Origin of the sequence: Gilvimarinus gilvus (assembly GCF_030518155.1) — a bacterium.
GTDB lineage: Bacteria > Pseudomonadota > Gammaproteobacteria > Pseudomonadales > Cellvibrionaceae > Gilvimarinus > Gilvimarinus gilvus.
Window position 1 is genome coordinate 121399 of sequence record NZ_JAULRU010000731.1, and the last position, 25861, is coordinate 147259.

General features: G+C 51.2%; 21 protein-coding genes. 10 read left to right on the forward strand and 11 right to left on the reverse strand.

Annotated features, from left to right (window positions below):
• Positions 1-294: 294 nt before the first annotated feature.
• A complete protein-coding gene (locus QWI17_RS18775; protein ID WP_302724062.1) occupies positions 295-663 on the forward strand; it encodes a hypothetical protein in 369 nt (122 codons plus the stop codon).
• A gap of 58 nt (positions 664-721) precedes the next feature.
• Here the strand turns inward: QWI17_RS18775 and QWI17_RS18780 are convergent, their stop codons facing one another.
• The 4 genes from QWI17_RS18780 to QWI17_RS18795 all read right to left on the reverse strand — a co-directional run bounded on the left by QWI17_RS18780 (position 722) and on the right by QWI17_RS18795 (position 5998).
• The gene (locus QWI17_RS18780) at positions 722-2302 is read right to left on the reverse strand and encodes a sensor histidine kinase (protein WP_302724063.1); all 1581 of its coding nucleotides are present in this window, start codon (positions 2300-2302) and stop codon (positions 722-724) included.
• Complete coding sequence (locus tag QWI17_RS18785) at positions 2295-2885, reverse strand: hypothetical protein (protein ID WP_302724064.1); 591 nt, start codon at positions 2883-2885, stop codon at positions 2295-2297. Before QWI17_RS18785 ends, QWI17_RS18780 begins: the two co-directional genes overlap by 8 nt.
• 30 nt (positions 2886-2915) lie before the next feature.
• Positions 2916-5000 (reverse strand): TonB-dependent receptor plug domain-containing protein, encoded by a 2085-nt coding sequence (locus tag QWI17_RS18790; RefSeq protein WP_302724065.1) that lies wholly within the window; start codon positions 4998-5000, stop codon positions 2916-2918.
• 77 nt (positions 5001-5077) lie between these two features.
• The gene (locus tag QWI17_RS18795; RefSeq protein ID WP_302724066.1) at positions 5078-5998 is read right to left on the reverse strand and encodes a GGDEF domain-containing response regulator; all 921 of its coding nucleotides are present in this window, start codon (positions 5996-5998) and stop codon (positions 5078-5080) included.
• Between the two features lie 193 nt (positions 5999-6191).
• On the opposite strand from QWI17_RS18795, the gene QWI17_RS18800 reads away from it, so the two are divergent.
• From QWI17_RS18800 to QWI17_RS18820, 5 genes are all read left to right on the forward strand, one after another.
• Positions 6192-7733: a sigma 54-interacting transcriptional regulator gene (locus QWI17_RS18800; protein WP_302724067.1), complete on the forward strand. Its 1542-nt coding sequence runs from the start codon at positions 6192-6194 to the stop codon at positions 7731-7733.
• Positions 7734-7992: 259 nt separating this feature from the next.
• A complete protein-coding gene (locus QWI17_RS18805) occupies positions 7993-9507 on the forward strand; it encodes a YHYH protein (protein ID WP_302724068.1) in 1515 nt (504 codons plus the stop codon).
• Positions 9508-9609: 102 nt separating this feature from the next.
• Entirely contained in the window at positions 9610-10272 is a 663-nt protein-coding gene (locus QWI17_RS18810; protein WP_302724069.1) for a carbohydrate binding domain-containing protein, read from the forward strand.
• A 68-nt stretch (positions 10273-10340) separates the two neighbouring features.
• Positions 10341-11711: a DNA repair protein RadA gene (gene radA / locus QWI17_RS18815; RefSeq protein ID WP_302724070.1), complete on the forward strand. Its 1371-nt coding sequence runs from the start codon at positions 10341-10343 to the stop codon at positions 11709-11711.
• A gap of 309 nt (positions 11712-12020) precedes the next feature.
• A complete protein-coding gene (locus tag QWI17_RS18820) occupies positions 12021-14489 on the forward strand; it encodes a ThuA domain-containing protein (protein ID WP_302724071.1) in 2469 nt (822 codons plus the stop codon).
• A 103-nt stretch (positions 14490-14592) separates the two neighbouring features.
• Here QWI17_RS18820 and QWI17_RS18825 read toward each other — a convergent pair whose 3' ends face one another.
• Positions 14593-14934, reverse strand: coding sequence for a PilZ domain-containing protein (locus QWI17_RS18825; protein WP_302724072.1), 342 nt, complete (start codon positions 14932-14934; stop codon positions 14593-14595).
• 5 nt (positions 14935-14939) lie between these two features.
• Positions 14940-15299, reverse strand: coding sequence for a PilZ domain-containing protein (locus tag QWI17_RS18830; RefSeq protein WP_302724073.1), 360 nt, complete (start codon positions 15297-15299; stop codon positions 14940-14942).
• A 222-nt stretch (positions 15300-15521) separates the two neighbouring features.
• Between QWI17_RS18830 and QWI17_RS18835 the strand changes: the two genes are divergently transcribed.
• On the forward strand, positions 15522-16427 hold the full coding sequence (locus tag QWI17_RS18835; protein WP_302724074.1) for an ROK family protein: 906 nt from the start codon (positions 15522-15524) through the stop codon (positions 16425-16427).
• Positions 16428-16501: 74 nt separating this feature from the next.
• On the opposite strand, the gene nhaD is transcribed toward QWI17_RS18835, so the two are convergent.
• Positions 16502-17947, reverse strand: coding sequence for a sodium:proton antiporter NhaD (gene nhaD / locus QWI17_RS18840; protein ID WP_302724075.1), 1446 nt, complete (start codon positions 17945-17947; stop codon positions 16502-16504).
• A 325-nt stretch (positions 17948-18272) separates the two neighbouring features.
• On the opposite strand from nhaD, the gene QWI17_RS18845 reads away from it, so the two are divergent.
• Entirely contained in the window at positions 18273-18737 is a 465-nt protein-coding gene (locus tag QWI17_RS18845; RefSeq protein ID WP_302724076.1) for a hypothetical protein, read from the forward strand.
• Between the two features lie 57 nt (positions 18738-18794).
• Complete coding sequence (locus QWI17_RS18850) at positions 18795-20018, forward strand: PDC sensor domain-containing protein (protein ID WP_302724077.1); 1224 nt, start codon at positions 18795-18797, stop codon at positions 20016-20018.
• Between the two features lie 37 nt (positions 20019-20055).
• On the opposite strand, the gene QWI17_RS18855 is transcribed toward QWI17_RS18850, so the two are convergent.
• From QWI17_RS18855 to arfB, 4 genes are all read right to left on the reverse strand, one after another.
• Positions 20056-22164 carry a 3-hydroxyacyl-CoA dehydrogenase NAD-binding domain-containing protein gene (locus tag QWI17_RS18855; RefSeq protein WP_302724078.1) on the reverse strand — a complete coding sequence of 703 codons (2109 nt, stop codon included), beginning with the start codon at positions 22162-22164 and terminating at the stop codon, positions 20056-20058.
• Positions 22165-22176: 12 nt separating this feature from the next.
• A complete protein-coding gene (locus QWI17_RS18860; RefSeq protein WP_302724079.1) occupies positions 22177-23481 on the reverse strand; it encodes an acetyl-CoA C-acetyltransferase in 1305 nt (434 codons plus the stop codon).
• 111 nt (positions 23482-23592) lie between these two features.
• Positions 23593-24057, reverse strand: coding sequence for a YaiI/YqxD family protein (locus tag QWI17_RS18865; RefSeq protein ID WP_302724080.1), 465 nt, complete (start codon positions 24055-24057; stop codon positions 23593-23595).
• Positions 24054-24467 carry an alternative ribosome rescue aminoacyl-tRNA hydrolase ArfB gene (gene arfB, locus QWI17_RS18870; protein WP_302724081.1) on the reverse strand — a complete coding sequence of 138 codons (414 nt, stop codon included), beginning with the start codon at positions 24465-24467 and terminating at the stop codon, positions 24054-24056. The genes QWI17_RS18865 and arfB overlap by 4 nt, the downstream gene beginning before the upstream one ends.
• A gap of 275 nt (positions 24468-24742) precedes the next feature.
• On the opposite strand from arfB, the gene QWI17_RS18875 reads away from it, so the two are divergent.
• Positions 24743-25855 (forward strand): helix-turn-helix transcriptional regulator, encoded by a 1113-nt coding sequence (locus QWI17_RS18875; protein WP_302724082.1) that lies wholly within the window; start codon positions 24743-24745, stop codon positions 25853-25855.
• The last annotated feature ends 6 nt before the right edge of the window (positions 25856-25861 follow it).

The following is a 25861-nucleotide window of genomic DNA, read 5'->3' on the forward strand; positions in this document are numbered from 1 at the left end:
CTGCGCTTTGTTGCAGAAAAATGGTGCGCAGTGTGCTTACCTTATTTGTGGCAGAGTCTATAGAAGTGGGGCGGGCCATTTTGAATGGCCTGCCCCACTTTCTTCGAAGCAGTAGTTCATGGCAAAGGAGTACAAAAACAACGCGATGACAACCGTCGTGTGTGCTACATTGAAAGTATGTGAAGGAGTAATAGAAGCAGCATTGTCAATCGGACGGTTTTATTAAGTTTGTAGGCCAAACAGTGGTTGTTTGATCTTCCCTCTTTAGGTTGAGAGTTTATGTGGCGATACGTTTTGACTGTATTGCTGCTTTCTGCAGCGTTAGTACTTGCTGATCCGGTTGAAGAAGCCGAATCAGTATCGTTAGATGATGCAAAGAAGCTCTCCAATTTGCATTTTGACTGGCACAGCTACTTCGTACGTCGTACTTTACTGCCCGAATACAGCGATATGGGATCAAAAGTAATAAGATACTGTGAAAGTAAGGGGCCAGTATATGCAGAGTATGCAGTAATTTTTGAATTAAACGAGAAGGGGTTCGTTGAGCGTTTGTATTTTGAAACGCCAGAGTATCAGCTTAATTGTGTCAAACAGCAGATGAAAAGAATGTCTTTTACTGAGCCGCCTATCGCTCCTTTCTATTTACATGTCCATCAGTTCTGACACTTTTTCGCAGTAGGTTGAGTGCCAGCGCCTAAGTTGCTTGCATGAGATACATTGTCTAAGCCAGTTTTTTAGTTAGATGTTCAACCAATGGCTTGAATCGGTAGTTCTGTAAGTAAGGCTTGAGCTCCTCCGCGAAGCCTTGATAGTGTTCATCTATTTCCAGTTTTTCTACCGCTTTTCTTAAGGCTAAAATATTGTGCTTCTGGGCAAGCTCAATCAACGCTTCAATTTTCTCTGTTGGCGGAGCGTTTACACGGGAGCTTTGTTTGGCTGAAGGGTTAAACATCGCGGCGTTACTTGCGGCGAGTCCTTGCGCTGTAGCAAGGTGGAGGTTAAAGAAAAAGTCGCTGCCTTGGTCCGGTGTGCTGGAAACTTTGAGCTTGGCGTTCATTAGCTGCAAAATCCTCTGGCTAATGGTTAGTCCAAGGCCAGACCCCTCAGAGCGTGTGATGTCGTTGTCCACTTGAACAAAGGGTACAAAAATCATCGCTAAGTCACTGGTGGAAATGCCAATGCCGGTATCGCGAATGCTAAAGCGAAGGTCGGCAGAGTCGTTTCCCGTTTTCAGAAGTTCAACTCTGAGGGTTACTCTGCCTTTTTCGGTAAATTTAATCGCGTTGCCAATTAGATTCAGTAAGACCTGTCTCAGTCGTTTTTCATCGGCGTGTACCGCCGTTGGTAAACGTTCCGGAACCTCGCAGACAAACTCTATGCCTTTGGGGCGAGCATGAGCTTGCGCCATGTCACATATTGTTTTCAAAAAGTGAATAAATGATGTTTCTACAGCAGTGAGGGTTATTGTGTCTTGATTGGTGCGGGAGAAGTCGAGAATGTCATTGATCATCAGCAGCAAATGGTCAGCACTGCGATCAATGGTTTCAATCCCCTGGCGGTGCGTCTTCATCAGTGCACCATCTTCTTTGTACAGTTGGGTGTAGCCCAGTATGGCGTTGAGTGGCGTACGCAATTCGTGCGTTACGTTTGCCATAAATCGAGTTTTCGCGCGGTCAGAATCTTCAATGACTTGTTTGGCGGCGTTGAGTCGGTAGAACATCACCAGCATGGTAAGCCAAACGACCACCATTAGGGCTAGTGCAACACTGGACTCCGCCATCAGCTTAGACTTCATTTCCTGACTGAGGTCTTGAAAGTAAGCGTCGCTGAGCTTGAAGTCGGCGATACCGATAAGTTCACCGTTAGTGGTGAACAGCGGGATACTTGCGTGAAAGCAACTGGCGCACGCGGTATTGCCCTCGATAAAATCCAAAGATCCTGACTGCGCCTCAACGGTTTGATAGTCGAGCTCCAGAGTAAGGCCTTCCACGATACTTTGGCCAATTGCGGGGTCCTCCACCAGCAGAATTTCCTGCACTGTATCATTTAGATGGTTAGGTTGTCCGCTTGCAAGTGCCAGGCTAAGGGACTGTTGCAGTAGGTTGGCCTGCGACTCTGCGAGGATAGTCGCCTGTGTCTCTGCGGTGCGATACAGTCTTGGTTGTAAGCTATTAGACCAGTATCTATTGAGGGCTACAACGAAGCTGGTGATGAGCACTAAGAATACGATGCAGATAACCAGCGGTGTTTTTATGCCGCCAATTTTAAGTGCATGGGCAATGGTAGACACGGTTCTATTCATGCCTCTTGGCCACCTTTAAGTAAAAGCTTTTGATATCGATACCGCTCGATTCGAGAGTTGTTATATTGATAAGAGGCTTAATGGTTGCTTCGACGGATAGCCCGCCAAGTACACCACCTTCAACATCCCCCTCGTACGGGGAAAACGAAATAATGTGCTGTTCAATGGTGTAGTGAACTACCGTGGCCAGTTCGTTGCTGTTTAGCTTCTGTGAAATAAACAGCGCTCGCGGCGTGAAATTTTTGGTGTGGCTAATCGCGTCTAATGCGATGGTTTTAGCGGGTGGGGTACCCGAGTATGCGGTACTTTCGTTGAACTGTAGAGCGTGCTGTTCGGCCAAGGTTTGATCGGTGACATAGACAAAGTAAATATCGTCGCCGGCATCGCTCGTAACGTTTTGTTCGGCGGCGAGCAAGGTGCGGAATAACTTAATGCCGACGTGCGCACGCCGGTCACTGAATGAATCGGCAACCAAGCTCTGGCTGGGAAGGGAAAGCAGAAGGCACAACAGCAGTAGCTGAACGCCTTGAGCTAACTTTGCTATCCCTTTACCCCTTGTCAATGGCTGAATACATCGTTGCACAAAGACGTCTCATAGTCTGTCACTTCCGTGTTAAAAGCGGTACTCAAACTGACCGCTCAGGCGGCGTTCACCTTGCGGTAATCCATGTGGGTACTGCGCTGGTGTGGGCACGCTATTGTAGTGCTCGTCAAGTAGGTTGATGGCGCTGGCGCGAAAACTCAAACCATTAATACCAAAAACTCGCGCCACTGTCAGGGTGTAGTTAAGAGAGTTGTACGCGGCGAAGGTCTCGGAGTGCGGGTTGCGTAAGCGCAGCTCCCAACCTTCTTGCTCGCCAACATATCGGTACTGCAAAGTATGGTCAAATGTGTCGCTGGCGTGCCAGGTAACGCCAGCATTGACTAACCATTTAATGCTGCCAAGCAGGCGTCCGTCTTCATCAAAGGCATCATCCGCATCAGCGTATGAAACGTTGGCATTCCAGTCCAGGGTGCGTCCTATACTTTGTTGCCATTCGAATTCCACACCTTGAGTGGTGATGTCGCCACGGTTGCGCCAAAATGGTGGTTCGCCCGGCTGCAAGTGAAATTCAATAAGGTCTTCAACCTCAATATAAAATGCCGTGGTGCTGAGTTTTAATCCAGCGCTACGATATATGTAAGCAATTTCAGTCGATTTTAGTGATTCTTCTGAGAGAGAATCCGCTGATATTTGGCCTGGAAAGGAGTTCGGCCCAGGGTAGCTTTCTGACAAAGTAGGCGGTCGAAAAGCCTCTGCGTACTGGGTTTTAATAATGTGTTTGTCACTCGCCTGCCAAACGGCAGCAACACGCGGTGATTGATGTTGGCCCCAGTCGTCGTAGTCATCAACGCGCAGGCCCATGGTTAGGTGAAGCTGTGGGTTTATTTGCCATTGGTCTTGTACGGTGAAGCTCAAGTGCTCGCGCTTGGCGCCTGGTAAAACTAAAAGTGCATCATCTGGTGCGCTAAGTGCGGGCCCCAGATCTCTTTGCCGAGTTTTAAAGGCGCTGTCGACTTCGCTATCACTATAGCCTAGTTCAAAATATAAGGTGTGTGCCTCAGATGCTCGCCAATGGGCACTGACTTCGGTGTTGAATTCTGAGTCTTTAGCTCCGTCGCGAAGATAATCATTGCTTTCGATAACCCCGTTGCCGCCGGGGCCGCGCACACCGGCAGGTATTGGTAAATACGCGGCGTGGTTTAGTTCTGTTTGTAGGTAGCTTGCCTGCAGCCGGATATCGAGTGAGTCAAGGGGAGCCCAATTCTGTTGCAGTTGCAGTTTGTTGACGGTTTCTTGTCTGGGCTCGAGTTCGTAGGGCATGGCGGCATTGCGGCCGTACCAAGGACCTCGCTCCATGTCGGCAAAATACCACTCGGCGCTGAAGCCCGCATAGCCTAAACCAGTAAATAGTGATGTACCTTGCTGTTGGTCATAGATGGGGGCAGGTGAAAACCCATTACCGTTGTCGGCAAAGTTGTCCAGATTAGTCAGATTGCCGCTGGCGTCGTTGCTCCAGTAGCCAGCAGAGGCAATTAACTCGATACCGTTGTCGAGTTTGTGGTAGGCATTGCCGGTTACGGTGTTTGAATTGTCGTATCCCGCGCGAGCTGTAAGGGTATTGCTTTGTGGGGTTATGACGTTTACCGTCCCGGAAAATGCATACTCGCCATACAGTGGCGAGCCGGGGCCGCGAATCACCTCGATACGGTCGACTTGTTCTAATGGAAGTCGCAGTACCCAGTCGGCCGAGCCGTCGGTGGGCCGGTTAAAGGCCACACCATTGATCATTAACTTTAGGTTGCTTGCATTTAGGGTGGCACCAATACCGCGCACAATAGTTTTACTGTCACCACTGTTGCCGAGGGTGGAATGAAAGCCCGCCACCTGATTAAGTGCTTCACGAACCGTTAAGTGACCCGCGTTCTGCAGGTCTTCACTGTGCAGCACGCTTACCATGCCCGGTACATAATCGGAGTTCATATTGGTTTGAGTGGCGACCGCGGTTTCTTCTTCCAGCAAAGATAGCAGCGCTAGCAATTCGTCTTGCTCGCTCGTATCCACTATTTGTTCGTTAGCGAAACTGGCGGGGGCCAAAAACACGTTAATACCAGTGAAAAGGGCAAAGGCTGCGAAAAGTCGTGTCGGTCGAATCATGCGAGGCTCTCATTCAAAATCATTCAGGCGCAAGAATACCGGTTATCCATGTTGAGCGCGACCGCCGCTGGGCACATCTACGAGACCACTTTATTACGCCCAGAGCGCTTGGCAGCGTATAAATTTCGATCGGCGATCTCGACTACAAGGGTTTCATTTTTGGTTTGCGCGGGATGGGCGCAGGCTACGCCCAGGCTGACAGTCAAGCGGTCGTAGCTGGGTGAGTTAGGATGAAGCATGGTCAGTGCATTGATTCGCAGTCGCATTTGTTCGGCTATTAGGGTGGCATTTGCGAGATTGGTTTCAGGCAGTACCACGATAAACTCCTCGCCACCGTAACGAGCGAGCATGTCGCCCGGCCGGTGCAATGCCGCTTTTAATGTACTCGCCACTTTGCGCAGGCACTGATCGCCGGCGCTGTGGCCAAGGGCATCGTTGTACTCTTTAAAGTGGTCTATATCGATCATGATGATAGCTAACTCAGAGTTGTTGCGTTCGGCGCGGCGCCATTCTTGACCGAGTACCTGGTCAAAGTGCCGGCGATTGGCGATGTGAGTTAAACCGTCGGTACAAGCCAACTCGGCCAGTTGGTCACCCTTGCGTTTGAGTGCAAGGTGATTGCGAACGCGGGCTTTTAAAATGGGCATAGAAAAGGGCTTGGCTATGTAATCGACAGCGCCTAGCTCCAGTCCTCGCTCGATATCTTGCTCTGCGTGCTTTGCGGTTAAGAACACGACGGGTATATCGATCAGCATGGGGTCTTCACGCATATGAGAACACATGGTGTATCCATCCATGCCGGGCATCATTACATCCAGCAGTACCAAATCAGGTTTGGTAGTGAGGGCGAGGTGCAGCCCCTCGCTGCCTGACGTGGCGACCATTATTTCAATATTCTCCCCCGCCAGGTGCTCTACCAGTACATCAAGATTGGCCGGTGTATCGTCGACCAGCAGAACGCGTGGTATGTACTCTTGGGTAATGCAGTGAGCCAGCATGGATTGTCCTTATTGTGTTGTGAAATAAGTTTGATTACTTACACAATTGCAATAACTCCGCCAGAAAAAATAATTCTATATAAAACAGGGGGTTGGTATGGCCTCCCGGAAAGACCGGCAGGCGATAGCTTATGCATGCTTATAAATCGCTTATACTGTGCCTATAGTTCTTATAGATTGGGTGGAATGGCCTATGGATACCGCGGGCGCACATTTATTGGTGGTCGATGACAAGCCGGAAAATCTGGATATTTTGGTGCATTATCTGGCCAGCAGCGGTTTTGAATTGGCGGTCGCCACCGATGGTGAACAGGCTTTAGACATCGCTGCGCAGCAACCCCCCGAGTTGGTTTTGCTCGATGTTATGATGCCAGGGTTGGATGGATTTGAGGTGTGCAGACGGCTTAAAGCCGATGCCACGACGGCGGATATCCCGGTCATTTTTATGAGTGCACTGGGCGATACCGAGAGTAAGGTGTCCGGGTTTAGTGCCGGCGCCGTGGATTACATCAGCAAACCGCTGCAGCGTGAAGAGGTGCTTGCTCGAATTAACACACACCTAACTCTTACCCGCCAAAATCGTCAGTTGCAGGAGAATTACCAAGCCCTTGCCAGTTTAAACGCTCAGCTGCAGGAGCAAATTGATCGCCGGCTTGAAGCTGAAGATCAACTGTTACAGGTTGATCAACAGCTGTCAGCCCTGTCGAACCGTGAAGCGAAGCTTTGGGGGATTGAGGCGTTCGTCGGCCAGAGCCGGAAAGTGTGCGAGTTGTTAGAGGACATACGCAGCTTGCAGCAAGCTGGCAACACCAATGTACTTGTCTTGGGAGAGAGTGGTACGGGGAAGGAGTTGGTGTCGCGCTCAATCCATTTTGGTAGTGAGCGGTGCGATAAACCGTTTATTGCCGTCAATTGTTCGGCTGTACCTGCAGAGTTGGCGGACGCCGAATTCTTTGGGCATGTTAAAGGTGCCTTTACCGGCGCTAACAGCGACCGACTTGGCTTTTTTGCCAGTGCCGATGGTGGTACCTTATTTCTGGATGAAATCGGTGATATGCCGTTGTCGTTACAGGCAAAGCTATTACGAGTCCTAGAGGATGGGATGGTAGTGCCGGTGGGGGGGCGCAAAGCTCGCAAAGTGGACGTGCGGGTAGTAGCCGCAACCAATGTGCACTTGCAAGAACGCGTTTCACGCAAGCAATTTCGGCAAGACCTTTATTTTCGCCTAGCCGGCTACGTTTTGACGCTGCCAGCGCTGCGTGAGCGCACTGCTGATATTCCCTTGTTGGTGAGTTATTTTGCCGAGCAGCTGGCAGGGCAAATGGGCCGTGAAGTGCCAACCATCAGTGCCGATGCTATGGCGAGACTGCGTTGTTATCACTACCCGGGTAACGTCCGTGAGTTGCGTAATTTGCTGGAGTACGCCTTAATCGCCAGCCGCGGTCGTCCGATTCAGGCCAACCATCTGCATTTTCTCGAGCCACCCATACCACCCGCGGGTGAGCCTATAAAGATTGGCCGTTTCGATAGTGACGTTGCCGTCGGCGGCGGGGAAACTGATGAAGCTCAGGTGCTTGATCTGGCGGCTCAGCAACAGCGTGTCGACAACGCATTAGTGCAGCAGCACTTGGGTGTCGATCACGCACGGGCTTCGTACCTATTAAAAAAGTTGCATAAGGAGGGGCATTTAGCCAAATGCGGGGAAAGACGCTGGACTCACTATGTTCTTGAGTAGGTGGGGGCATCGCAGGATGCTTCTACTATAAGCGAATAAAAAATAACATTGCCTGTGAACTCTAATGAAGTGCCTAACCATTTGACCTAAAACACAAATTTTTATTTGGCGTGTAACTTGCTCTAGCAAAGGGAACCACCCTGTCCGTCGAGACAAGACACAACACCTGCACGCTTCAGGCTACGCTGAGCATGCATGGGGTTTATCAACAGCCTGCTAGCGTAAAGATATAGATTTTTGCATTCTAAGGAGTTCAGTCGTGCATTTGAAATACACAAAAAGTATCAGAACGTTTCGGCTATTGTCGGTATTGGCGGCGAGTCTAGTGTCCTTATTGTTGGCGGCCTGTGGTGGTAGTTCGGATTCCGGCAGTGATGCACTGGCGAACATTACCGCATCTAGTAGTCGTTCGGCTGGCCAGCGTGTGGAACTGTCGCACTCGATGGATACTCAGACTGCCAACTCAAGCAGTAGTGTATCGTCGAGCTTGTCATCGGCAAGTTCTTCATTGGTGACTGATGGCGACAATACCGTATCCGTCGCGAACGCGGGTAGTGATCAGTCAGTGGCAACCGGCACCGACGTTGTGCTTGATGGGAATGACAGTAGCGATGCTGACGGTGATGCGCTTAGTTTTAGTTGGGAATTAACTTCTGCTCCTGCAGACAGTAATGCCGTTTTAATTTACGAAACAACGGCCGAGCCAAGCTTTACAGCCGATGTGCCGGGCACGTTTGTGGCGACGTTGATAGTTAATGATGGACAAAATGACAGTTCTGCCACAACCGTGACTGTCGAGTCGGCTTATCAAAATTTCGATATAACAAATATAGAGCTCAATCGCCGAGTGGGTTCTTGTGCCAACTATGTGGGAAGCTACTATTCCAACGTAGAAGATATTCAACGCGCGATGGCTTTCGAGGGCAATTTGACATTAACGCTCGATGGCGACATTTGTCACATTTCCTCTAACGAAATCCCCAACCACGATTTCAATGACAGCAGTGCCTATTTTGCGACCAACGTATCGGCGCAGGTCGGTGGCTACACCATACCCGCTTACCCGCAACAGTCTGCCTCAGTGACTGATCTGTCGGTTGGCCTTAAAAATATAATTTTCCTCAACGGGGTAACCGCCGATTTGCTGGCGGCGGCGTGTTATGCGGTGGGGAGCGAGCCAATTGGTGAGGAAAAGATTGGATGTGGGCAAGATAATATCAATAACCCCTGGCGCTATGATCCGATGTCGCCACTGAATACCTTTGGTACCGATAGTCATAATGCGCACCCTCAACCCGATGGTACTTACCACTACCACGGTGACCCACGCGCATTGTTTGATTTGGAGTGCGAAGCCTCGGCAGTTGAATCACCGGTGATTGGTTTTGCCGCCGATGGTTTCCCGGTGTATGGCCCGTGTATTACCGATACCGGCAGTGTGCGTAAGGCTCTGTCTAGCTATGTGCTGAAGAATAATGGCGGGCTGCGTCAGGACGTGACCGGTTACCAAACTCCGCAGGGCGGTGTGGGCGGTGTTGCCAGCGATAACTACGATGGCCAGTTCGTCGGCGATTATGAGTTTGAGGAGGGCGCTGGGGATTTGGACCAATGCAATGGTATGACGGTTGACGGTCAGTACGGTTATTACATCACCGATGCCTTCCCATGGATTATAGGCTGTTTTAAGGGGGAGCCTGATGAATCTTTCCGCCCAACCGGTACTGCGCTACAAAATCTATTGCATAAACATGAAGATACCTGGCACAGCCATTAAGGTTGCTGGCTCAGGCCAATTTATGCGGCCTTGTCTGCTTACTTAATATGAGAAAATCCACTACACTGGCCAGACTTTAACGTGGCTAAGTTAGGACGCGCAATGCAAGTGATTAAAGGTTGTGGATTATTAATTTTGGCGGTTTGGCTCGGCTTGATGGCCGGTTGTGACCGCTCCGGCTCAGAGCCTGATCAGGCGTCTTCATCTTCTAGTAGCACTGCGCCGGATTACGTTGCCCCAGATCCGGGGTACCTAAAATCGGCGGTGTTTGAATTGAGTGAGCAGGGGCAGCTGGCCAACTGGACGCTGCTGCAACACTCTAGTGATACCTCATATAGTGTCACTGTAGACGATGGCGTTTTAAGTCTAACTCGCACAGGTGATGAGCCTTGGGGCAAGGTTCGGCAATTGCTGAAGGGCGATGCCGTCAAGCCGCTCTTAGGCAAAACATTAAAATTTTCCGCCGACATTAAGGCCGACTTTACCAGCCAGTGGGGAGAGGCCATGGAGCCGCCCGCAATGACCGTGTTGGTTAAAGGGGTTCGTGTAGGCGCTCCCGCCATGCTGGGAAAATCTATTATTGTCAGTAAGAAAACTCCCGTGTCCGATCTCTCTATGGGGGTAAGTTGGCATCGTTATTCCGTAGAGTTTACTCTTCCCACAGCTGCAGAGGTACGGGGCATTGATTTAGAACTCAGTTTTCTGATGACCGAAGGCGGCACCATGTATGTTCGAGGCCCTGCTCTAATCGAAGCGTCCGAGTAGCGCAGTCAAATGGGTCGGCATTTGAACAATTCATGGTTGGTCTGTCGTTTATGTAACTGGGGTGTTAGGTGGCAAAACAAAAAACGGCGTTTGTCTGTAACGAATGCGGCGCGGACTACACAAAGTGGCAGGGCCAGTGCAGTGAGTGCGGCAGCTGGAATTCCGTTGTTGAAATGAAGTTAGGGCCCACCCCTAAGGGTGGTGCGCGTACGGCACAATTTTCTGGCTACGCTGGCAGCACCAATACCAAGGTGCAGACTCTGGCAGACATCAGTCTGAAGGACCTACCGCGCTTATGCAGCGGTACCGGTGAGTTTGACCGGGTGCTGGGTGGAGGCTTTGTTCCGGGTTCGGTGGTTTTAATCGGCGGTCACCCGGGGGCAGGCAAAAGCACGGTTTTGTTGCAAACACTCTGCAAGCTCGCCGAGCAGATGACTTGTTTGTACGTTACCGGCGAGGAATCTTTGCAGCAGGTGGCGATGCGCGCAAAGCGTTTAGGCTTGCCCACCAATAAACTGCAAATGTTGTCAGAAACCAGTGTTGAACTGATCGGCCAGGCCGCTGAGATGCTGCAACCTAAAGTCATGGTGGTAGATTCTATACAGGTCGTGCATCTGGCGGAAATACAGTCTGCCCCCGGGTCGGTTTCTCAGGTAAGGGAAGCTGCGGCCTATTTAACGCGCTTTGCCAAACAAACAGGTACCGTGGTGATTTTGGTAGGCCATGTTACCAAGGACGGCAGTCTCGCTGGCCCCAAAGTGCTTGAACATATGATCGATTGCTCCATCCTTTTGGAGGGCTCGCACGATTCACGATTTCGCACTCTGCGCGGCAGTAAAAACCGTTTTGGTGCCGTGAATGAGCTGGGCGTTTTTGCTATGACCGAGCAGGGCATGAAGGAGGTGAGCAATCCTTCGGCCATTTTCTTGCAGCGCAGTGAAGATATCGCATCGGGCTCAGTAGTGATGGTGATGTGGGAGGGCACCCGCCCCTTGTTGGTGGAGATTCAGGCCTTGGTGGATGATAGCAATATGGGTAATCCGCGCCGGGTTGCCGTCGGGCTCGATCAAAACCGTCTTGCTATGCTGTTGGCTGTGCTGCACCGTCACGGTGGTGTGCTGGTAGGTGATCAGGACGTCTTCGTTAATGTCGTCGGTGGCGTTCGTATCAGTGAGACCAGTGCGGATCTGGCGCTGTTGCTGGCCATTGTGTCTAGCTTTCGCGATCGACCTTTGCCAAGAGAGCTAATGGTCTTTGGCGAGGTGGGTTTATCTGGTGAGATTCGTCCCGTGCCCAGCGGCCAGGAGCGCTTGCGCGAGGCGGCCAAACACGGTTTCAAGCGCGCAATTGTTCCCGCTGGTAATGCTCCGAAGTCCATGGATGGCATTGAGTTTGTGGCGGTCAAAAGCCTCAGTGAGGCTCTGGCGGCTATCGAGTAAAACCACCGTTCCCGCCTCCGGAGTCTTAACCTGGTCAATGCGGTAGGCCAGGTTGGGTTTTACACGCTCAATAATGGCAATCGTTCGCCTTTTGACCTTAAGTAGCTATATGGCACCGCTCGAGCGCGGCTGTGTCATCTTGTGTAAAGGTGTCCCTAATATTTGAAAAGAGACATGATTTGCATCTTATGGTGAAGTAGACTTTAAGCGTCGATAGCTCCGTGGCTATGGTCGCCAGGTCAAGGTTCATGTGGCAGCTGAAGACATTAGGCTGTCGGAATAATAATGATTCTACTGTGTGCAAAATTTATGATTATTTCTGCTCGTCGCCTACTGTTGATTTCCACCGCAGCTCTTATGAGCCTGTTGATAACTTCCTGTGCCAAGCCCGATAACAGCGAAACAACGCAAGCCTCCAAACCCACCGCCGGTGAGTTAAGCTCTGTACTGATATTCAGTAAAACTGCGGATTGGAGTCACGACTCGATACCGGCCGGGATAGAGGCGGTTTCTGGTCTAGTTACAGAGCTGGGCTTGCAGCCGGTTGCCAGCGTCGACGCTGGCTTATTTAATGACGAAACACTGCAAGAAATGGCGGCGATTGTTTTCGTTAATACCACCGGTGACATCCTTAATGATCAGCAGCAATTGGCGATGGAGCGCTATATACAGGCGGGGGGTGGTTTTGTCGGTATTCACTCTGCTACTGACACCGAACACAAAGGTGGTAAGTGGCCCTGGTATCAGCGCTTAGTCGGTGCCGCGTTTGCCTCTCACCCCGGAGATCCGTCTAACGTGCAGCGCGCTCGCATTCGAGTGGTTGACGCGCACCACCCCGCAACAGAGTCGTTGCCTGCAGAGTTTGACTTTATTGATGAGTGGTACGATTTCAAATCCCTGTCAGATCGACGCAAAGATTTACTTACGGTAGATGAGCGTAGCTATCCGGGCGGAAAGCATGGTGATTATCACCCCATTGCCTGGTATAACAATTTTGATGGCGGCCGTTCGTTCTATACGGGGCTGGGCCATACTGCTGAGACTTTTAGTCATCCCGTTTTTTTACAGCACTTGAAGGGAGGACTGCAATACGCGGTGGCTGAGCGACAGCCTTTGAATTATGCGCTGGCTAAGCCAGATCCGCGTAAATTTAAACGCAATATTCTTGTGGATAATTTGGTCGAGCCTATTAGTTTCGATGTGTTGCCGGATAATTCGGCGGCCATGATTGGTCAGCGTGAGGGTAAGCTGTTGTGGCTCGATATTGCCACGCAAGAGTTGCAGACAATGGCAGAGTTTGATGTCTTCACGCCGAAGAAAAAATCCGAGTTTGGTTTGGTGGCTGTAGCGTTTGATCCGTCCTTTTTACAGAATCAGATAATCTACGCCATGTACAATTTGGCAGATGCTGCCGGCGAGCACGATTTACTGCAGCGCTTGTCACAGTTTAAGGTAACTGACAAATCAGTCGATATGGCGTCAGAGCAGGTGTTGATTGATATTCCGAATGATAATACCTGCTGCCATACCGGTGGCAACCTAGAATTTGATCGGCACGGAAATTTATTTGTGGCACTTGGGGATAACTCAAATCCGTTTGTCTCCAATGACTCAGGCCCAATGAATAACAAGCCGGATGGCACTCATCACGACGCCCTGAGAAGCTCCGCTAACAGTCAGGATTTGCGCGGAAAAATCTTGCGTATTACCCCTGACCGTGAGGGCGGCTACGCCATTCCTACAGGCAATTTATTCGCATCGGCCGATGATGGCCGCGCGGAAATTTACGTCATGGGTACACGAAACCCGTATACCATTGCCATTGATGACGCTACTGACACACTGTATTACGGCGACGTTGGCCCCGATGCGAAAGCCGATACTGAGGAGTTTGGCCCACGAGGCTATGATGAAATTAACAAGGTCACTAAACCCGGTTTTTTTGGCTGGCCTACTATGGTCGGCAACAACTTTCCCTACCGTATGTATGACTATGAAGCTGGCGAATCTGGCAAACTATTTGATCCGTTAGCGGCAGAAAACTTCTCGCCGCGTAATACCGGACTAAAAACCTTGCCTCCGGCCCAGCCGGCGTTAATTTGGTACCCCTATGGCGGTTCGGAGCGGTTTCCAGAATTGGGTAAGGGAGGGCGTAATGCTCTTGTCGCCGGGGTATACCCGCAAGGCGAAGGGTTAGCGTATCCGGATTATTATCAGGGTAAGTTAATCATTGGCGACTTTATGCGCAGCTGGATAAAAGTTGTCACTTTGGACGAGTTTGATCAGGTCGTTAAAATTGAAGACTTGGCGCCAAGCGTTCAGTTTGCGGGCCCCTTGGATATGAAGATTACCGACGATGGTCGTCTATGGGTATTGGAGTACGGTACTCAGTGGTGGGGCAGTAGCGCCGATACCAAGCTTAGCTTTATTGAGTTTGACGAAAATGCTGAACTGTCTGTTAGTGAAGAGTCTGCATCTTCGCAAGCCGGAGGCACTGGGCACGAAGAGCAAATGGCTATTGCCGATGGTAGAGATGCGGCACAGGCTACGGCCTGTATTGCCTGCCATAAAGAAAGAGACGCATCGGTAGGCCCCAGCTTTTGGGAAATTAAAAACAAATACCGTTCGCTGGAAGACCCCAAAGCTTATATCGCAAAGACAATCGCTGAGGGCAGCAGTGGCAAGTGGGGCCAGCATGTGATGCCCGCACACAATTTTCTTGATCAAACCACGCGCGAAAACTTGGCCAGCTATATCTTGTCGGTAGCGCAAGAATAAAGCTGTCGCATAGTTATAGATTCGTGTTCTGTAGTAAAAAAACAGCGCTCAATTGAGCGCTGTTTTTGTTTGTCACCTGCAGTGGTTGGTATTGTGGCAGCGACTAAATTTGGGCGAGCAGTTTGGCAAATCGTTTTGCGTCCTGATCGTGTAAAGGGCTGCAGCGGATACCCAAAATATGCTGACGAATATGCACGGCTTTTGCTGTTAAGGTCAGGGGAAGATATTTGCTGAGAATATCCGGTAGGTCCTGCGGTTCAAGCACGAGCGTAAATTCATGGTCGGTGGTAATGTTGTGGTCTACCAAAAGGGCGATTCTTGCCCCCTGCTCAGAAATATCGAGCACATGCGCTTCATAGCGCTGTAAATTATGAGCTAATTCAGCATAGGCTCGCAGAGGCAGGCGCTCGGTATCGCGTCGTTCATTCGAAGAAGGTGTATTCATCGCTATTATTGTATTAATTCTGCCAGTTCTCGCTCGGCTTTTTCTGCACTGCCGAGATTCAATTCTACCAGTCGGCGTAAATGTCGAATGCTCTCCACATCAATCGTTAGGCAAGACAGACCCACGCCACGGTCAGACTGGTGGGCAACTTCTGTTTTCATGGTAATGATAGTTTGATCGGATAGCGCCACCTTAACTAAGATGGGCTCTACCGTGCTACAGGAATCCGGTAATTTGCCATCAAGCAGTAAACCTTTGAGGGATATATCTGCCAGTTCAGATTGCCAGTGGAGGCCGTGCTGTGAAAGCTCTACCTTAACGTCGAATTCTATACGGTGAAAGCGGCGACGCTCTTGATCAGACATAAGTAGGTCCTGTAATGACGTGAGTCTAGCCGTGATGTGGTGAATGTTGTATACCATTTGAGCTGAGGGCGGGCTCGCTAAATCCCACAATTAGACGTGGTATAGCGAGTATGGCAACCCCTCAAACGCAATGTAAACAGGCACTATTAGTGTAGCTGATCATTAGACCCACTGCAGCCTGATATAATTTGCCCAATTTTCTGATACGCGACACGAATTGATATGACAAACTTCCGAATAGGCATAGATTTAGGCGGCACCAAAACCGAAGTTATTGTTCTGGATAGCCAAAGTCAGGAGCTGTTCCGCCACCGTATTCCGACCCACAGAGATGACTATCAACAAACCTTGAGCGATATTGCCGGGCTGGTCTGCGCTGCCGAAAACGCTGTGAGGCAGGTTGATTTGCCAGTTGGTATTGGTATCCCCGGCACAGTTTCGCGAAAAACTGGGTGTGTGAAAAATGCTAATTCCACCTGGTTAAATGGCCAGCCTTTGCAGGTGGACTTATCGAATAGGCTCAGTCGCGACGTAAAGGTCACCAATGATGCGAACTGTCTGGCGGTATCTGAGGCGTCGGACGGCGCCGGTGCAGATGCTGAGTTTGTCTTTGCTGCCATTTTGGGGACGGGTTGTGGTGGCGGTGTCTGTTTTGGAGGGCAGCCCCTGGCTGGCCCCAACGGCGTAGGCGGCGAGTGGGGGCATAACCCCTTGCCCTGGACGCGCGACGCTCAACTTAACGCCAGGCCTTGTTACTGTGGGCGTAGCGGTTGTCAGGAAACATTCCTGTCGGGTACCGGCATCGCTCTTTCATACCGTTTAGCCACAGGGCAGGCTTTGCAAGCTGAAGATATAGTCAATCGCTGGCGTGCGGGAGAACGCACAGCCGGCGAGGTAATGAGTGCCTACATGGATCAATTGGCCCGGGCATTGGCCGCGGTGATCAATATAATGGACCCCGATGTCATCGTCCTCGGTGGCGGCGCATCGAATATTGCGGAAATTTATCAACAAGTGCCCGCCAAACTGGCAGGTTACGTATTTGGCGGGGAGTGTGATACGCCCCTAAAGCAGGCCGTCCACGGCGATTCAAGTGGTGTGCGTGGCGCGGCTTGGCTGAATGGTTAATTAGGCCAGAAGTCTGATGTCCGACGACTGACGCAAAATAATCAGACATCAGACATCAGACATCAGACATCAGCTTAATGCTCAAACATTCCGGCATTAAGCCACAGGTGTAAAGCAACGCTGGCGGCGTAGCCGAGCGCTATGACCGGACTCCATTTCAGGTGACCGAAAAAGGTATAAGCACCGCGAGCCTGCCCCATCAACGCCACGCCCGCAGCGGAACCAATCGACAATAAGCTACCGCCGGTTCCGGCTGTCAGAGTGATTAGCAGCCAGTGGCCGTGAGACATCTCCGGCTCCATGGTCAGTACGGCGAACATAACCGGAATGTTATCAATCACCGCCGAGGCGACACCGAGAATAATGTTCGTGTTGGTCGCGCCAAACCCGGTGTAGAGCAGCTCTGACATATACGCCAAATAGCCCATATACCCCAAGCCGCCCACGCACATTACGACACCGTAGAAAAACAGCAGGGTATCCCACTCGGCGCGGGCCACCTTGCCAAAGACGTCAAACGGGACAACGCCGCCCAGACGCTCCAGGGCTTGTTGGTCGCCGGCGCGTTCGGCCATGGCGCGTTTGCGGGCCAGCGAGCCGGGCAATGTGCGACGCAGAAAATAGCCGAAAAATTGCAGGTAACCGAGGCCAGTCATCATGCCCAGTACCGGTGGTAAGTGCAGCAGCAAATGGCACAAAACCGCCGTGAGAATCGTAAGCAAAAATAGGGTGAGAATACGCAGTGCACCACGTTTAAGCTCAACGTCTTCCTCCATGGCTTGTGGTTTACGGTTTTCAACAAAAAAGCTCATGATAGCCGCAGGCACTAAGAAGTTGGCGAGCGAAGGCACGAACAGCGCAAGGAACTCGTGGAAGTCGACAATACCAGCCTGCCAAACCATTAACGTGGTTATATCGCCAAACGGGCTAAAGGCACCGCCGGCATTGGCGGCAACCACAACGTTAATACAGCACAGGTTAATAAAGCGTGTGTCATCTCCCGCCACCTTGACAATAACCGCACACATTAGCAGTGCGGTGGTAAGGTTGTCGGCTATGGGAGAGATGAAAAACGACAGGAATCCGGTCAGCCAAAACAGGGCTCGGTAATTGAAACCTTTGCGTACCATCCAGGCGCGCAGCACATCGAATAGGCGTCGCTCTTCCAGAGCGTTGATGTAAGTCATCGCTACCAACAGGAAAAGCATAAGTTCGGCAAATTCCAGCAGGGTATGACGGAAGGCATGTTCCGCATCGTGCGGCAGACCCGCCTGTGCGTATACCCAGCCAATACACATCCAAATAACACCGGCGGCGACTAGCACTGGCTTGGACTTACGCAGGTGAAGCTTTTCTTCCAGCATCACTACGATATAGGCGATGGCGAACAAGATAACGGCGAAGTAGCCGATAGGAGATGAGATCAAATTAATCGCGCCAGTTGCGGCAAAAGCTTGCGGCGAAATGACGAGCAGGCACGCGCCGAATATCGCGAGCGCGCGATAAGTCAGTTTTAACATGTGAATTTCCAATGCTTCAAAGTGTGGGCCGGTCGTATTTTTAAATGGCGCGAGAGCTGGGGGGCAGCTTCGCGTGCCGGCTAGTAAGAGGCGCGAATTTTATCATATTTTAGCTGGGCGTAAATAAGTGCAAAGGCGCAGATACCAGTTAAAGTGGCCGCTTCGTGGTGATAGCGCTACCAAGCACAGCCGTGATGAGATCTGTCAAGCATTGCCGAAGATTGTCAGTTTTAAGGGGCTGCAGTGTCGGAGAGTTCACAGTTTGAGCAAAGTTGCGGTGCTAAGGTGGCTTCAACGAGATGGTTTACTGATTCTGGAGTCAGCTATGATGTTTAATCGTAAAATGCCACAGGCCGCTACCGAAGCCATGCAGCACGCGGGTGGCGCGACCCCCAAAGCGGTTGTTGCTAATCCGTTCATTAAAGACGCGACGACTGACAAACGTATTGCCGAAGTCCCTAGCTCTTTGGCGAGCGCGCACGCGAATTGGAAGCCGGCTGGTGTTTGGCAGGGACGCTTTGATCTGGCGGTATGGTTAAGATTGCCTCAGGGGTGTCCGGTTCCTTTGCAGTTGGTCATGCGCTACACCGATCAGCGTGGCGAACGCACTGTCGTGGTCGATACCTGTAAGCCGGGCTCATTTAAAAGTGCGTTGCTAAACGGCAGTGTTGAGTTGACCGTCAATGGAGCGGTGAAGGATATGGGCTTGTATTTGCTCGATCTGCCCGCTGATGTACCTTTGGGGTTAGAGGAGTGGCACTGCCAGCCGCAAATAAAGCGTAAATCCTAAGGTGTCCTAAGTCTGGTGCTATACTTCGACCAACCAGTCGAAGAGATTATCGCCGGAATGAAAAAGGAATTCCTATCTGCCGTAGGCCTTCTGCTCAGTGTCGTCATGGGGGTGGGGGCTCAGGCCCAAGATCCAGCGCACAGTACAGTTCTCATGGGTACCAATGAAGCATCTGCGTACTCGGATGAAAAAGTAAGCTTAGGGCGAGATGGTTCTCTCACCTATGTGGATTGTATTTTCAGTCGTATTCCCTACCAGCTTGAACTTAAAGTGCAGCCTTGGCGCCGTGTTCAACAGGAAGTTCGCGCTGGCAATATGGCGGGTTTTTTTACCGCAATGCCCAGCCCTGTATTTGAGCAGTTTGCCAGTTTAACGAACCCCTTAGTACTGGAGAAATGGTACTGGTTTTCGTTGCCAGGCACGGCTTCAGCGGAAGAGCTAGGCAGTATTCGCACCGGCGCCATTCTTGGTAGCCATCAGCAGCAGTGGCTTGAGTTTAACGGTGTGACAGAGTATTTAGCCGCACAGGATTTACCGCAGCTCATCAAATTAATGCTGGCCGGTCGCATTAATACGATACTGGCCGATTATGGACATTTTGCTAAGGCCGCCGGATCATTGGGTGTTGACCCGGCAGATTATCGGGCACAATTTTTCCAATATGTGCCACTGGGCGTGTATTTTGGGCACCATTTCCTGGAAGACAATCCGCGCTTTCTCAAATTGTTCAATCAGCAAATTCCTCACTGTGTACCGGAAGGTTTTTCGCTAACACCCAAAGAGCAAACCGTCATTCGCTCGCGGTTACGTGATCACGTACAAAGCTGGCAACAACACTCTGTTTTATTGGATCGCATGCAGTGGCACTACGAGCAACCTGCACTGACCGACCAAGAGTTGTTGCACCGGGATACTGTGTGGCGCGAAGCGTTTAATGCAGGTGACCTGGCGCCAATGCTTGAGTTGCAAGATGAGCAGCTCACAGGCTTTTTGGGGCTATGGAAAACAAAAGTTTCTTATGTTACCGAGATTATTATCACCGACAAACAAGGTGCTAATATAGCGGTTGCGCCTTATACCTCGGATTATTGGCAAGGTGATGAAGCGAAACACCTACAGGCATATACGATGGACACCGGGAGCTGGCTGTTTTCAGATGTCCTATACGATCAGTCAACCCGGCGCTTTCAAACACAAATCAGTATGCCCATTGATGTCAATGGGCAGCGTGTGGGGGTGATGACCATCGGAGTCGATATTGAAAAAGCCTTGGGGCATTAGACTCAGAAATTGTTCTGAGTCTAATGTGCAATGCTGTTTATGTCTCGCTTTGCCAATAGCTATCGGGTTTATATCGCGCGCCATACTTTTCATGTAACTGCTCTAAAGTGGTTACGATGTCCTCATGGCCTCTCAGTTCGGCGTAGTGCATGGGGCCACCACTAAATGGCGCGAAGCCGGTGCCGAATATCATCGCACCATCGAGCAATTTGCTGTCCTCTACTACCGATTCGCGTAAGCAGGCGGCGCAGGTGTTTAGCATAGGGAGGATTAACCGATCTGCCATTTCGGGGGAGGGAGTCGCCGCTTTGCCAGACTTTTTAGGTTTTCCTTTTGCCCACGTATAAAGCCCTTTACCTGTTTTCTTACCTAGATCGCCATTTTTTACCTTATCGATGAGCCAGCTCGGTGCTGCGGGCATATTCTGATCGAGCGATTCACGGAGCATATCGGCCACACCGAGACAAATATCCAGGCCAACCACATCCGCAAGCTCAATCGGCCCCATAGGCATACCAAACTGTTCGGCAGCTTGATCAATGGTTTCTGCCGCTACGCCTTCATCAAGTAGCTGCATGGCTTCAAGCAAATAAGGGGTCAGGGCGCGATTGACCAAAAAGCCGGGTGTGCCGGTAACCGGAGTCGGCAAGCGTTTGATTTGTCCGGTAAAGGCAAGTGCTTTATGGAAAGTGTCTGTGCTGAGCTTACTGTGTTTTACCACCTCGACGAGCTGCATTTGCGCTACGGGGTTGAAAAAGTGAATGCCCACTAAGCGCTCGGGGTTTTGCAGTTCCTGTTGCAGCGTATCCAGAGGAATACTTGAGGTATTAGTGGCGAGAATGGCTCCGTCTTTCATGAGTGGTTCAATGGTGGTGTAAACGGCGCGCTTTATTTCAATTTTTTCCGGAACCGCTTCAATGATAATGTCGGCGTTGCGGGCGCCGCTGTGATTTAAGTCGGGAATAAGTCTGTCCAGCACGGCGCGCTTGGCGGCGGGAGATAAACGTTTTTTATCACACAGCTTGCTGGCTCTGGCAATGGCATTGCCGATGATGTCGGCACTCATATCAAACAGTGTCACGGTCAAGCCTTGCAGGGCACACCAGCCGGCAATATCGCCGCCCATGGCGCCTGCCCCAATCACGTGGACATGCTTTACGGGATCAATAGCGGTGGGAGTTTGTGCTTGTTTTTTAAGATTTTCTTGCAAGAAAAATACACGAACCAAATTGCGCGAAGTATCGCTGAGCAATAATTGGCAAAAGGATTCGATTTCCGCATTGAGCATGGCACTGGTGTTGTTGCCGTGATTGAGCCACAAATCAATAAGCTGGTTAGGCGCAGGGTAATGCTCTGCAGGCGCTTTGCGCTCGGCCTGCTGCCGCATTTTTTTAGCCACCAGTTTGCGGGCGGGCGCACTGTTCAATATTTTTGCTTTAAGACCTGCTTTTTTATGGGATAGCTTCCCCGCTAATGCTGCTGCCAGCGCATTTCCCAAGTGTCGCTCAGGTACCAGCGCATCAATCAGGCCCTGACGCTTGGCCTGGCGATCGCGCAGTGTTTTGCCGGTTAGCATCAGAGTCATGGCATCGAGTGGGTCCATTAGTGCCAGACTGCGTGCGGTTCCGCCTAGGCCCGGATGCAACCCCAACAATATTTCTGGGAAGCCGAAGCGAGAGCCGTCGACGCCAATTCTGAAGTCACAACACAGGGCCAGTTCCAATCCGCCGCCAAAGCACAGTCCGTGCACAATGGCTACGGTCGTAAACGGTAGCTCTGTCAGTCGGTTGGCTACCCGGTGGGCGGCGCCCAACTTTTCCCGCGCAGCGTCAATGGAGTCGAGTTGGCCAAACTCTTTAATATCGGCACCGACGCAAAAGTTGGATTCTTTGCCTGAGCGAATGACCAGTGCAGCGGGTTTGTCCGCCTGCAGCGTCATTACGATTTCATCCAGCTCTTCCAGTACCGCTTGCGATAGCACGTTGACGTCTGCGTCGGCGCAGTCGAACAAGAGCCATGCTACTTTGTGCTCGTCGAGTTTGAGCTGCCAGTGCCGCCAAGCCGAGGTGATGGCCTCATCTTGAACACGAAATGGTCCGAGTAATTTTTCGCGGCCCGCCAAGCTATTTAGTACAATGCCGTTCATCGTTCAGCTCCCTTAAATCACTTCGATTAGCATGGCGCCGGCTTGACCGCCACCAATACATTGAGTGGCAATGCCGCGCTTTAATTTTTTACGTTTCAGCGCATTGACCAAGTGCAACACAATGCGGTTGCCACTGGTGCCTACAGGGTGGCCAAGACTAATGGCGCCGCCATCGATATTGAGTTTGTCGAGATCGAATTGCCCAAGCACTTCTTCGCGTTCAAACACAGCCCGACAAAAGTCGCTGTCGTTCCATGCGGCCAGGCAGCCGAGTACTTGTGCGGCAAATGCTTCATTGAGTTCCAGCAGGTCGATGTCATCCAGCGTCATTTTATTGCGCAGGGCTAAACGTCCTGCGCTCACAGCTGGCCCCAAGCCCATTATTTCAGGTTCTAGTCCCGACCACTCGCTGTCGGTGATTTTTGCCAAGGGGGTTAACTGGTATTTTTCAAGCGCTTCTTCCGAGGCTAATATTAGCCAGCTGGCACCATCGGTGATCTGTGAGCTGTTACCCGCCGTGACCTTGCCAAAAGGGCGTTCAAATACAGGCCTTAGCCGCGCCAGCTTTTCGGTTGAGCTGTCTGCCCTTACACCGTCATCGGCGCTAAAAACACGCCCGTCGGGTGCATACAGTGGCACTACTTCTTTATCGAGCCAGCCTTCTTGTTGCGCCTTATGCAAGCGCAAGTGGCTGGAAACTGCATACTCGTCGGCCGACTCGCGGCTAATGTTAAACAAGCTAGCAACGACTTCAGCCGTTTGCCCCATGTTTAGCTCGACCACTGGGTCGGTAAGGCCCTGCTCAAGGCTAATGACCGGTTTCATGTAGCCCAGCTTAAAAGACGAAAGGTGCTTGAGTTTGGCACTGAGTGAGCGGGCCAGGCCGAGTTCGGCCAGCCAGTGAGTGGCTTGGGGCGTAAGCATAAGGGGGGCATGACTGAGCGCCTCGGTGCCCCCTGCCAGTATTAGGTCTTGCCTGCCTTCGCGAATATAGCGAAAGGCGGTGTCAACCGACTGCATGCCCGAGCCGCAGTTGATCTGCATGGTAAACGCAGGGGTGGTTTCGCTTAAGCCCAAACGCAGCGCCGCAATGCGGGCGGGGTTCATTTCACTGGCGACGACATTGACGCAGCCCAAAATTACCTGATCGAACGCATTATCGGGCAGTGTATGCCTTTGCAGCAGAGAGCGGCCGGCCTGCACGGCCAAATCCACCGGCGAAAAGGGGCCGGGCTTACCCCGGGCTTTTAGGAATGGGGTTCTGGCGCCGTCTACCAGATACACCGTACGCGATGAGCCAGAGCTGCTTTCACTCATGTTGATTCCTTCTAGTTGAGTAGCGAATGTCTCAAGTATGGCAGCTCGTGCGAAAATTTTCAGTGGCTAGCCGTATACGAATTCGCGTAAATGGCTTTTTGTTGGCGAGGGCTAGGACGGGCGACGGGCTCGGCTAATCCAGCGGTCGAGCTGATTGGCGAAATTCTGTCTATCGGTAGCCGAAAGTGGCGCCGTCCCACCGGTTTGAGTGCCGCTAAAACGCAAGGTTTCCATAAAATCACGCATATTCAACTTGGCGCGGATATTCTCACTGGTATACAGCTCACCGCGTGAGTTGAGTGCGGTAGCGCCTTTGTCTATAACGTCGCTCGCCAGAGGAATATCCCCGGTTATGACCAGATCACCCTCATTCACGCGTTGGCAAATAAAATGGTCCGCCACATCGTAGCCGCTCGCTACTTGAGTAAAGGTGACGTGGCGCGACGGTGGCAGGCTCAGCGGCTGGTTGGCCACAAATGTGGTTTGAATGGCAGCGCGGCTGGCGGCGCGGCATAGCATTTCGCGCATGGCGACAGGACAGGCATCGGCGTCCACCCATATTTGCGCGTGACTCATACATCGACCTTGCCGCGCATTTGCTTTACCTGACCCCGCTGGGTCTTTTTATCCATGCGTTTGCGCTGCGAGCTTTTGCTCGGTTTGGTGGGGCGGCGAAATTTCTGCCGCACGCCAGCTTGCTGAACAAGCGCTTTTAAGCGCGCCAAGGCGTCATCCCGGTTCTTTTCCTGTGTGCGAAATTGCTGCGCCTTAATGACAACTACGCCGTCTTTGGTGATGCGTTGGTCATTCATCTGCAGCAGCTTGTCTTTGTAAAAGCGCGGCAGTGTTGAGCGCTCAATATCGAATCTGAGGTGAACGGCGCTGGCTACTTTATTAACATTTTGGCCGCCCGCGCCCTGAGCGCGAATAAACGAGAGCTCGATTTCCCAGTCGGCCAAGGATATGTTTTGGTGTACATGTAACATGCGTCAGCATTGAGTGCTAAGTAGAGTGTAGGTGGACCAGTCTACAATAAAAGACCGCTAAACCACAGGGTGTGTACCGGTGCCATATTGGCGTGAGTCGCCTATATTGCTTTTGCGGCAGTGATGTTTGGTGCCGCCGGCGATTTGTCCAGTTTGGTAAATTTGGTGTATATTGTCGTCAAAGATCACATAGTGAGAGAATCATCACTTATCGAGTGACGTACCAAAGGGAGAGTATAGGGTGAGCCAGTTGCCGACTAGGATGGTAAGCGTTGATGGCGATTAACAGCCGTTTAATGGCTCTGCTCGTAGGCGTAAACAGTACATCAGATGGGTGGCAACGTTTTTTAAGCGAATGCTGTGCCTTGTATCAGGCCGATTTGGCGTTCATTTGTCTGATAAATCATGCAGACGGGAAGGTTGCCTGGCAAGAGCAATCTCCGGGCTCATCATCCGCAATCGATCCTCTCGTTCAAAACAGCATCAATGCCTGGCTGCATTCCACGCAGGCGTTGCCGGATTCTATTCATCACTGGCATAGCCTGTGGTTCGATTCAGCCGTTGAGGCTGTGCCCGTGCCCGCGCAGATTGCATCAACTTCTAATAATTTAGTAGCGGCAAGCGCAACAATATTTGTTAGAGATGGAGTACATTGCAAAATGGTACTCTGCCGCCGTGGGGCGGCATTCTCTGCAATTCAGCTGGCAGAGCTCACTGCGCTTTCGCCATATTTGGAGTGTGCTGCACAATCCCGCTACGATTTAAATCGCAAGCATAAAACCACCGTGTACCTACAGGCTATTTTGGAAAAAATGCGGGTTCCTGTGGCTATGTTTAACCACCATTGGCAGCTTGTCGCCGCCAATCAGTCCATGCAGGTATTACTCGACCAGAAAATCCATTTAGCCGCTAACCCTTCGGGCCTGCTTACCGTAAGCAGTAAGCAGGAACGAACAACAACAGTCCTTAAACCGGCCGCCGCTAATAAAAACGCTGCGCGGCCCGAAACAGGTGCGGTACTATTTGACACCATGATGATGCCGGTCGAGCTGGGTCGTGGAGAGACTGTACAGGTAGGAATTGACCTTATTGAAAGTGTTGCTGCCGCACAAATCGCCAGTGGTGCATTTGTTTATGTTGCCTCTCTCAATCATATTGCGCAAATCGATAAAAAAGTGTTAGTGAAGCTATACGATTTGACGCCTTCGGAAGCGTCAGTATGCTTTTTGTTTTCCAGTAATCTAAGCGTTCAAAAAATTGCGGGTGAACAAAATAAATCAGTGTATACCGTACGCGAACAATTACGCTCTGTTTTTACCAAAGTAGGGGTTAAAAATCAGCTGCAACTGGTATCAACTCTGGCGTCGCTGCCGGCTATTCAATTATAAGGAGAT